This is a genomic window from Daejeonella sp. (genome assembly GCF_046590655.1).
Taxonomy (GTDB): domain Bacteria; phylum Bacteroidota; class Bacteroidia; order Sphingobacteriales; family Sphingobacteriaceae; genus Daejeonella.
This window is the reverse complement of sequence record NZ_JBKJUM010000164.1, coordinates 1-9,530: the sequence shown is the minus strand read 5'-3', so window position 1 is coordinate 9,530 and position 9,530 is coordinate 1. Positions and strand designations below refer to the sequence as shown.

10 protein-coding genes are annotated in these 9,530 nt (G+C 43.0%); 1 reads left to right on the top strand and 9 read right to left on the bottom strand.

All coding sequences use genetic code 11. From position 1 onward, the window contains the following. A partial coding sequence (locus tag ACLL8Z_RS14800) for a tRNA-(ms[2]io[6]A)-hydroxylase (RefSeq protein WP_411275569.1) occupies window positions 1–600 on the top strand: 600 nt, incomplete at its 5' end. Between the two features lie 49 nt (window positions 601–649). Here the strand turns inward: ACLL8Z_RS14800 and ACLL8Z_RS14795 are convergent. From ACLL8Z_RS14795 to ACLL8Z_RS14755, 9 genes are all read right to left on the bottom strand, one after another. Continuing rightward, window positions 650–1,360 carry an SAM-dependent methyltransferase gene (locus ACLL8Z_RS14795; RefSeq protein WP_411275568.1) on the bottom strand — a complete coding sequence of 237 codons (711 nt, stop codon included), beginning with the start codon at window positions 1,358–1,360 and terminating at the stop codon, window positions 650–652. Between the two features lie 207 nt (window positions 1,361–1,567). Beyond that, window positions 1,568–2,824, bottom strand: a complete 1,257-nt coding sequence (locus ACLL8Z_RS14790) for a pyridoxal phosphate-dependent aminotransferase (RefSeq protein ID WP_411275567.1) — start codon at window positions 2,822–2,824, stop codon at window positions 1,568–1,570. Window positions 2,825–2,870: 46 nt separating this feature from the next. Beyond that, window positions 2,871–4,205: an argininosuccinate lyase gene (gene argH / locus ACLL8Z_RS14785; RefSeq protein WP_411275566.1), complete on the bottom strand. Its 1,335-nt coding sequence runs from the start codon at window positions 4,203–4,205 to the stop codon at window positions 2,871–2,873. Next, entirely contained in the window at window positions 4,198–4,791 is a 594-nt protein-coding gene (locus tag ACLL8Z_RS14780) for a GNAT family N-acetyltransferase (RefSeq protein WP_411275565.1), read from the bottom strand. Before ACLL8Z_RS14780 ends, argH begins: the two co-directional genes overlap by 8 nt. Then, window positions 4,788–5,846, bottom strand: a complete 1,059-nt coding sequence (locus ACLL8Z_RS14775; RefSeq protein ID WP_411275564.1) for a M20 family metallo-hydrolase — start codon at window positions 5,844–5,846, stop codon at window positions 4,788–4,790. Before ACLL8Z_RS14775 ends, ACLL8Z_RS14780 begins: the two co-directional genes overlap by 4 nt. Further along, window positions 5,846–6,664, bottom strand: a complete 819-nt coding sequence (proC, locus tag ACLL8Z_RS14770; RefSeq protein ID WP_411275563.1) for a pyrroline-5-carboxylate reductase — start codon at window positions 6,662–6,664, stop codon at window positions 5,846–5,848. Before proC ends, ACLL8Z_RS14775 begins: the two co-directional genes overlap by 1 nt. Beyond that, window positions 6,664–7,476, bottom strand: a complete 813-nt coding sequence (gene argB / locus ACLL8Z_RS14765; RefSeq protein WP_411275562.1) for an acetylglutamate kinase — start codon at window positions 7,474–7,476, stop codon at window positions 6,664–6,666. Before argB ends, proC begins: the two co-directional genes overlap by 1 nt. Then, a complete protein-coding gene (locus ACLL8Z_RS14760; protein ID WP_411275561.1) occupies window positions 7,473–8,435 on the bottom strand; it encodes an acetylornithine carbamoyltransferase in 963 nt (320 codons plus the stop codon). Before ACLL8Z_RS14760 ends, argB begins: the two co-directional genes overlap by 4 nt. Before the next feature lie 69 nt (window positions 8,436–8,504). Further along, on the bottom strand, window positions 8,505–9,530 hold a 1,026-nt coding region (locus ACLL8Z_RS14755), incomplete at its 5' end, for an aspartate aminotransferase family protein (RefSeq protein ID WP_411275560.1).

Genomic DNA, 9,530 nt, shown 5'->3' with positions numbered 1-9,530 from the left:
ATGAGTGAAAAAACCATCTTCAAACTTCAACTTCCTACTGACCCACTTTGGGTTAAGAATGTTGTGGAAAGCAATATCGAAGAGATTCTCACTGACCACGCTTTCTGTGAGCAAAAGGCTGCGAGTAACGCTATCACCCTGATAGTGCAAAATCCTAATCTGTCAGATCTGGTACAAGAAATGGCAGTACTTGTGCAAGAAGAGATGGACCACTTTAAGCGCGTTCATGATATAATCATAGCAAGAGGCTTCGTGTTAGGCCGGGAGCGAAAGGATAATTACGTGAACGAACTGATGCAATTTATTATTAAAGGGGGGAGCAGACAGGATCAGCTAATCGACAGGCTGCTTTTTTCAGCAATGATTGAAGCCCGAAGCTGTGAACGATTTAAAGTTATGTCGGAGCATATTGATGACGAAGTACTTTCGAAATTTTATTATGAGCTTATGGTTAGCGAAGCTGGACATTACACCCTGTTTATCGGCCTGGCACGCAAATATGCCGGAGATATCGATGTTGAAAAACGGTGGAAAGAGTTTTTAGCCTACGAAGCGAAAGTGATTCAGAATTATGGTAAAGGTGAGAGTATACATGGCTAAGAGGAACAAGGAATAAAGATCAAGGAACAAGGACACTGGTGGGAGAACCCTACCGTTTAAAGATCAGGAATATCGCGGGTCTTTTGTGAAGCTCAGGGACTTTGGTAATCCAGTCTTTTACCGTTTTAGTCTGCACAAATTCTTCTGCTGATGTGAGATCGCAGGCTATACACACCCGCGTTTCTGGTTTGCAGCTACGTAGAATTTCCTCCAGCATAGGGTTATTTCGGAAGGGGGTCTCAATAAAGATCTGAGTTTGATTATGCCGTTCAGAAAGTGCTTCCAGCTCTTTTATCTTATTTGCCCGCTGAATTTTATCGATAGGCAGATAGCCATGAAATGTGAAACTTTGTCCGCTAAAACCCGACGCCATTAAAGCAAGTAAAATGGAACTTGGTCCCACAAGCGGGACCACCTTTATCCCTCTTTGATGGGCATAAGATACAATCTCAGAGCCGGGGTCGGCCACCCCCGGACTGCCAGCTTCACTCATTAAACCGACATCTTTCCCCGCTAAAAGCCCTGTAAAAAACTCTTTCACACTGCTGTCACGATTGTGTTTCCCATAATCATGAATAATAAGCTCGCTTTGAGGAGTTTTTAAACCCGCTTCCTTTAAAAATTTTCGGGCTGTTTTACTATTCTCAACGATATATTCGTTTATAGTGTTAATCGTATCTGTTAGATAAGGAGTGAAAGACTTCGCTGAAGCGTTTTCAGCCAAAGGCACAGGAATTAGATAAAGAGTACCGTTTGGCATGTGTGTAGTTTTATGTAAAAATAGGTATTTAAAAAAGACTGTTCAGCTCGTTCGCAGGAACAAAGAGCGGAACCACGCCCACAACAACAGGAACGCACACAGCCCCGTGAAGCAGGACGTGATAATAGCAGCCAGGGGTGAAAGAAGCAGTTCTTCGGAAAGAAGCTCTGAGCGGAGCACTGGCGCGGGTGGAAGGCCGTCCAGGATTTACCTCAATTTAGAAAGAGCCTCTCTCAACCTCGGGATCATCTCTTCAATATCCTCCAAAGAACATCCTCCAACCGAAGCTCTAAACCAATTCATCCCAGGATCTGCGCTAAAAGCTGAAAATGGAACAAGACCCACACCGGCTTCATTGATGAGATAAAATACAAGATCGGAACTGGTTTTCAAAAGCTGTCCGCCAGGCGTAGTTTTTCCAAGATAATCGATCTGTATAGTAAGATATATCGCTCCCATAGGCTGGATGGCATTCACGGCAAAACCATCTGATTTCAGCTTCATAACTCCCTGATAAAGTGTATCAAGGCTCTTTTGGATCTTCTCCTTAAAGCTTTCTAAGAACTCATTCCAATCGTCTGTCTGATCAAGAAACTGTCCCGTAGCCACTTGTTCCGGCTTAGGCGACCAGGCGCCAACATGTCCGATAATAGTTTTCATTTTACTCATGATATGCTCAGGGCCAAAAGCCCATCCAACACGTACACCTGTAGCAGCCAGGCATTTGGAAATACCGTCAATATAAATAACGCGTTCCTTCAGTTCAGGTCGTAAGGTAACGGGATCATAATGTATCTGCCCGCCAAAAGTGAGCTGCGAGTAGATTTGGTCGTACATGATGTAAAGAGGCTTTTCATCGGCCGGTCGGCTTTTATTTTCCTCAATTACCAGATCGCATATCTCTTCAAGATCCATTTTGGAAAACATTGTACCTGTCGGATTTAAAGGCGAACAAAGGGCAAGAAGTGTAGCGCCTTTTAAATGAGGCTTTATATCAGCTGCATTAGGCATAAAATTGTTGTCCGCTGATGTAAGAACTGGCACATCTATCGCGCTAGTAAAGCGGCAGTAATGATTATTATTCCAGGATGGAGTTGGGTAAACAACCTTATCTCCCGGATCGATCAAACTCATAAAAAGTCCGTAAATAAGTGGGCGCGAGCCCCCTGAAACCTGTATTTGTTTTGGGCTGTAGTCCAAGCCAAAATTGGTTTTGATAAAAGAGGAAATACTTTCACGCAATGAAGCCACGCCCTCTGCTGGCGGATAGTTCGTCTGGTTCATCCGGTAAGCTTCCATGATATTCTCAGTAAGCTTTAGCGGTATTGGAAAGATATTGGAATCAAAATCACCTATGGTTAAGTTGGCAATTTGATGGCCTTGTTTTTTTAGCTCATTAATTTCACCGGCAATTTTTATTATTTCAGATCCCTCTAAGGTGTTTGCTATTTTAGATATATTCATGGTACGTATTTCCGGGCGGCACTCCGCCAATAATTATTTATAAATTTTAAGCTAGAAGATCTGCAATTGCTTTGTCAACCTTTTCAAATCCAAAATTTTTAAGGTTTGCCTTAAAAGCATTAAAGATCTCTTCATTACACAAATTTCCAATACTCCCTTCATGTGTATGATTAACCATGGTTGGCGCTTTGAACTCACCCATTTCTATCAGGGAGCCTACGTTTTTATATGCTTCCCTGAAGGGCACTCCTTTTAGCACCTCTGCGTTAACCGCTTCCACACTGAACAGGTAGGCATATTTTTCATCTTTTAAAATGTCTTCTTTTATTCGGATTGATTGCAGCATAAATGCCGTCATTTCAATACACTCGTTTAAGGACCTGAATGCTGGAAAAAGATTCTCCTTAAGCAATTGCAAATCTCTGTGATAACCAGAGGGAAGATTAGTAGTCATCAGGGCGATCTCATTCGGCAACGCCTGGATCTTATTACACCTGGCACGGATCAGCTCAAATACATCCGGGTTTTTCTTATGTGGCATAATGCTTGAACCCGTTGTGAGCTCGTCCGGAAAGCTTATGAATGCAAAGTTCTGATTAATAAACAAACACGCGTCCATTGCCAGTTTAGCCAATGTTGCTGCCAAAGAGGACATCGCCTGAGCAAGGATCCTCTCTGTTTTTCCTCTTGCCATCTGGGCGTAAACCACGTTATAGTTAAGGGAATCAAAACCCAGCAATTCGGTAGTCATGGTTCTGTTTAAGGGAAAAGAAGAGCCATAACCTGCAGCGGATCCCAGTGGATTTTTATTACAAATTTTCCACGCAGCCAGCATCAGTTCCATATCATCGGCAAGACTTTCGGCATATGCGCCAAACCATAAGCCAAAAGAGGACGGCATTGCTATTTGCAGATGAGTATAACCCGGGAGCAATTTTTCTTTATGTTCTTCGCTCTGAACTATCAACTGATCGAAAAGAATTTCTGTATTGTTTACCAATTTCTGGATCTCCGAACGAAAGAATAGCTTAAGGTCAACTAAAACCTGATCATTGCGTGAACGGCCGCTATGAATCTTCTTTCCTGCTTCCCCAATCCTCTGAGTGAGCAGAAACTCTACCTGTGAATGCACATCTTCAACAGAAGGCTCAATAACAAATTTCCCTTCCTGAATATCCCTGTAAATATTTTTCAATTCGCTCTGGATCTGAACAAGGTCGGCTTTTTCGATAAGTCCGATACTTTCCAGCATTTTTGTATGAGCAAGCGAGCCAAGAACATCAAAAGGCGCCAGCAAAATATCCATTTCACGGTCATTGCCAACTGTAAATTTATCTACAGACTTTTCTGTAGTGGAATTTTTTTGCCAAAGCTTACTCATGCATGCTGAAATTTGTAAAATACTGCTCTTTTATGCTTTCCCATTCAGACCGCAAAATACTGTAATAAACTGTGTTCCGGATATACCCCTCGTGCAATTTAATATGTTCTCTCAACACACCCTCACGCGTAGCGCCGATTCCCAGGATTGCCTGGCGCGAACGGTGATTGCGTTCATCTGTCTTTAATTCGATTCGATTCAGACCCAATCTCTCAAAACCGTAAGTCAGAATCAGAAATTTCATGTCTCTGTTGAGACCGCTACCCTGAAAATCACTGCCAATCCAGGTCCAGCCGATTTGTCCGCGTTCATCTCTCCAGGAAATATCTGCCAGCCTGGTACATCCCGCAACCTTTCCAGTCATTTTGTCGACGACAACCCAAATAGCGCAAAGCCCGTTCATACGATCAGCGGTGGCACTGGCAATATATTTTTTCAACTCTCCGGGTTTTGACAGGTCCAAAATCCCGAAGATCCATAAAGATTCTTCATTGGCAATCTCCTGAAGAGCGGCTTCATCATCTTTTGTAAGTGGCCTGAGAAGCGTTCTTTCACTTTCAAGACTTATGTTCAGATCGGGTATCATAGTATTTTTGATAATAATTCGATGTAAAGGCTTATACCTTCTTTTATTTCAGTTTTATAAATAAATTCATCTGCCATATGCGATCTCGCAGAATCTCCCGGGCCCATTTTAAGAGATGGAATATCTAAAAGAGCCTGATCACTCGTGGTAGGAGAACCATAGGTTTCCCTACCCAAGGAAAGGCCCGCTTTCACTATCACATGATCCGGACTTATTGATGATGCTTTCAGCCGTGTTGATCGGGGGGTGACTTCACAACTAACGTGCTGACGGATTATCCTCAACACCTCCTCATTTTTGTACGCATCTGTAACCCGTACATCAACAGTAAATTTGCAGGTAGCAGGTACAACGTTATGTTGCGCACCGGCCTGGATGATAGTAACACTCATTTTAACCGGCCCAAAGAGTGGAGATTTTTTTGGGAACTCGTAGGTCCTGAACCAGTTAATATCTTGTAAGGCTTTGTATATCGCATTGTCGCCTTCATCCCTTGCTGCATGACCAGCCCTCCCCTGCACAGTGCAGTCAAGCACCAATAAACCCTTTTCGGCGATGGCCATCTGCATCAGCGTAGGCTCACCAACAATGGCAAAATTAAGTTCGCCAAGTTCTGGCAGAATAAGTTCAAGCCCGTTTTGGCCGGAAATTTCCTCTTCAGCTGTAAGCGCCAGACAAAGATTATATTTCAAATCCTGCTGCTCATAAAAATGCAAAAACACTGCACATAATGAAACCAGGCAGCCCCCCGCATCGTTACTCCCCAGACCATATATCATATCGTCTTCTATGTCAGCAGATAACGGATCCCGAGTATACCCTGAGTTGGGCTTAACAGTATCGTGATGTGAGTTCAGAAGAATGGTGGGTTTTTCCTGATTAAAAAACTTATTAAACGCCCAAATATTATTCTGCTTCCGGAAAGTTTTGACAGACTTCTCCTGAAGGAAAGCCTCGATTGCCAGTGCAGTCTTATCTTCTTCTCTGCTAAATGAGGGGATGCTGATTATCTTCCTAAGCAATTTTATACTATCATCGACAAAAAATGTAGTCATCACTTCGCCTTAGTATATAATTCACCTGCTTTTAAAGCTGATAATTTAATCCCTTTAATAAGCGAAGAACTGAATCCCTGGTGTTCCATCTCATTTAATCCTGCAATGGTGCATCCTTTCGGTGACGTAACTTTATCGATCTCATGCTCCGGATGACTGTTTTGAAGCAGTAAAAGATCAGCAGCCCCTTTGGCCGTTTGAACTGCCATCTTCAGGGCTTCATCAGCATGAAAACCAATCTCGATACCACCCTGGGAAGCTGCCCTGATAGCCCTTAAAAAGAAAGCAACACCACATGCGCATAAAGCTGTTGCAGAGGTCATCAAATCTTCGTTTATTTTTATAACAGCGCCCACTGTTTCAAACATCCTGGTAACCTCAGCAATATTTTCAATGCTCGCATTGTCGGAGGCGATGCAGGTCATAGATTGGCCGATAGCAATTGCAGTGTTCGGCATCACACGTATTACCTGGACATCGTCCCCCAGTTTAGCTTTGATATCAGCACAGTTAACACCGGAAATTACTGAAATGACGACATGCCGCTTGGAATCGATAGCACCATTGATCTGGCTGAGCAGTGTATCGAGCTGCTGGGGTAATACTGCAAGAATAATGAATGACGAATTTGCAACAGCATCTGAATTATGAATACTCGTGATGAATCCCTTTTTGGCATGCTCAGCTAAATGTTCAATCCCCCGACGGGTAAGTGTTATATCCCCGGGCTTGGAATACTTTGCTTTAACCAGTCCCCTGGCTAATGACATTCCAATATTCCCACTACCTAATATTGCTATTTTTCTCGAGTTGGCCATTATTTCTCTGTTTTTAACCGGGTTCCAAATGTTTTATCTTTAAGCTGAGGTAAGGCATCTGCTTTCCCTATGCAAACTTCGTTAAGGCCCTTGCCAATGGCCTCAAAAGCATTATCCAGCTTGGGTATCATGCCTGAATGAATCATGCCTTCCTTTTTTAGTTCCTTGTATTCTTCTGCGTTTATGTATTTAATAAGTGATGATTCGTCATTCACATCCCTTAGCACCCCGCTTTTTTCAAAACAGTACACCAGGGAAGTCGTGTATAACCCCGACAAGGAAACCGCGATAACGGACGCTATCGTATCAGCATTCGTATTTAGCAGCTGGCCGTTTCCATCATGGGTTATTGCAGAGAATACAGGTGTAAATCCGGCCTGGACTAATTTATAAATTGCCTGAGCATCTACTGAACTATCATCCAGGTCGCCCACAAAACCGTAATCGATTTGCCTGCCATCCGAAATTAATTTTAAGGGCCTCTTTTTCGCGCGAATGATATTCCCATCCGCACCGGTTAATCCAATTGCATTACAATTCTGCTTCTGCAAGCCGGCTACTATGTTTTTATTTATCAGGCCAGCGTATACCATGGCTACAACTTTGAGAGTTTCTTCATTCGTTACCCTTCTTCCCTCGATCAGCTCAGATTCTACACCCAGGTCCTTTGATAGTTTAGTAGCTAGTTTTCCGCCGCCATGAACGAGTATCTTATTTCCTTTGAGTTCAGCAAAATCAATTAAAAAGCTTTCAAGCTGAACGGGATCGTCAATGATATTGCCGCCGATCTTAATGACATAAAGGGTGCTCATTTTAAGGCCTCCAGCATTTCTTTAAGCACAGCCTGCGCCGCCCAGGTTCGGTTGCCTGCTTCCTTGATTACAAGTGAATCGGGACCGTCAAGTATTTCTGCAGAAAGTTCATAATCCCGTCTAACAGGCAAGCAATGCATTACTTTAGCACTATTCGTTCCTTCAAGCTTTTTATGAGTGATCATCCATGATTCAGCGCCAGCCAATGTCTTACCATAATCCTGATATGACGACCAGTTTTTGACATATACAAAATCCGCACCTTTCAAAGCCTCATCCTGATCCGTTATGATTGTAGCACCCGGAGTGAATTTTTCAGCCAGTTCAAAACCCGGCGGATGAGTAATTACAAAGTCTACCATGCCTTCGGCCTGTGCTTTACACATCCACTCTGCAAAAGAATTTGGTACTGCCTGGGGTAATGCTTTTACATGAGGTGCCCAGGTTAAAACAACTTTAGGCTTTGCTGTCTTTTTATGCTCTTCAATAGTGATTAGATCAGCAAAGCTCTGCAAAGGATGCAAGGTTGCGCTTTCCAAACTGACAACCGGTACACCACTGAATTTCACAAACTTCTTAAAAAGGCTTTCACTGTAATCCTCTTCCCGGTCCTGAAGTTTTGGAAATGAACGGAAGCCCAAAATATCGCAATACTCGCCCATTACGGCTGCAGCTTCACGGATGTGTTCCACTGTCGAACCATTCATCACCACACCGTCTTCTGTTTCCAATGCCCAGCCTTCTTTGTCAAGGTTCATTACCATAACATTCATTCCAAGATTCAAAGCCGCCTTTTGAGTGCTCAAACGGGTGCGTAAGCTTGGGTTAAGAAACACCAGGCCAATAATTTTATCCTTGCCCAGCGACTTATGAGCAAAGGGATCGGCTTTTTGAATTAATGCCACTTCAATAAATTTTTTCAGATCAGTTACATCATCAACTGAAGAAAATAGTTTCATAATACGAAGTTAAAAGAAAAAAAATAGGCCCCATTCTTTGATAGATCTGGAAACCGTTTAGCATAAAAACTAAGAAACTCTCGTTTCAAATTTACCCTGAAGTTCCAGGTTGAATGCTTCTAAAAATTGCTCTGCATGAGTCTTAGTTAAATTTAATGCAGGCAGCAGCCGTATAACATTCGGTTTTGCTTCTCCCGTAAAGATACGATGTTTGAAAAGCAAATTGTTCTTGACGTGGCTCAGCTCTTCTGGCAGTTCAATACCGATCATCAATCCTCTGCCCCTAACTTCTTTGACCTGATCAAACTTCTTTAACTCTGCGATCAGGAAATTCCCTACTTCTTCCGCATTCTGCATCAGGTTGTCCTGTTCCATTATTTCGAGCACGGCCAAACCCGCCGCGCATGCAAGGTGATTTCCGCCAAAAGTTGTTCCCAGCATGCCATGCCATGCTTTAAATTTGGGTGCTATAGAAATTCCTCCAATAGGAAAGCCATTGCCCATACCTTTGGCCATGGTGTAGATATCGGCATCTACGCCGGCATGATCGTGAGAGTAAAATTTACCGCTCCGGCCATAACCGCATTGCACGCTGTCCGCAATAAAAACGGAATCGTATTGATCACACAGCGATCTGATCTTTTGCAGGAAATTGTCTGTGGCTACTTTAATCCCTCCCACCCCCTGAATTCCCTCAATTATCACTGAGGAGATCTCATTACCGTGACCCTTGAAAGCCTGCTCTAAAGCGGCCTCATCATTATGTGGAAGGAATATTACATTGTCTGTTTGATTAACCTGTGCAACTATCTTAGGATTATCTGTAGCCGCAACTGCTAAAGAAGTTCTGCCGTGAAAAGCACCTCTAAAAGCAATGATCTTCTTGCGGTTATTGTAAAAAGATGCAAGCTTTAATGCATTCTCATTTGCCTCTGCGCCCGAGCTGCATAAGAATAGTTGGTGTTCAACCTTACCGGATACCTGGCCTAGTTTTTCTGCCAATTGAACTTGAAGTGGAATCTTTACAGAGTTTGAATAGAAGCCGACCTTGTTTAATTGGTCGGAAATCCTCCTAACATAATGAGGGTGAGTATG

Excerpts from the sequence above, each read along its gene's own strand:
- ACLL8Z_RS14775 (WP_411275564.1), bottom strand. The coding sequence starts at position 5,846 with ATGACTACATTTTTTGTCGATGATAGTATAAAATTGCTTAGGAAGATA.
- ACLL8Z_RS14780 (WP_411275565.1), bottom strand. The coding sequence starts at position 4,791 with ATGATACCCGATCTGAACATAAGTCTTGAAAGTGAAAGAACGCTTCTC.
- ACLL8Z_RS14790 (WP_411275567.1), bottom strand. The coding sequence starts at position 2,824 with ATGAATATATCTAAAATAGCAAACACCTTAGAGGGATCTGAAATAATA.
- argH (WP_411275566.1), bottom strand. The coding sequence starts at position 4,205 with ATGAGTAAGCTTTGGCAAAAAAATTCCACTACAGAAAAGTCTGTAGAT.
- proC (WP_411275563.1), bottom strand. The coding sequence starts at position 6,664 with ATGGCCAACTCGAGAAAAATAGCAATATTAGGTAGTGGGAATATTGGA.
- argB (WP_411275562.1), bottom strand. The coding sequence starts at position 7,476 with ATGAGCACCCTTTATGTCATTAAGATCGGCGGCAATATCATTGACGAT.
- ACLL8Z_RS14760 (WP_411275561.1), bottom strand. The coding sequence starts at position 8,435 with ATGAAACTATTTTCTTCAGTTGATGATGTAACTGATCTGAAAAAATTT.
- ACLL8Z_RS14795 (WP_411275568.1), bottom strand. The coding sequence starts at position 1,360 with ATGCCAAACGGTACTCTTTATCTAATTCCTGTGCCTTTGGCTGAAAAC.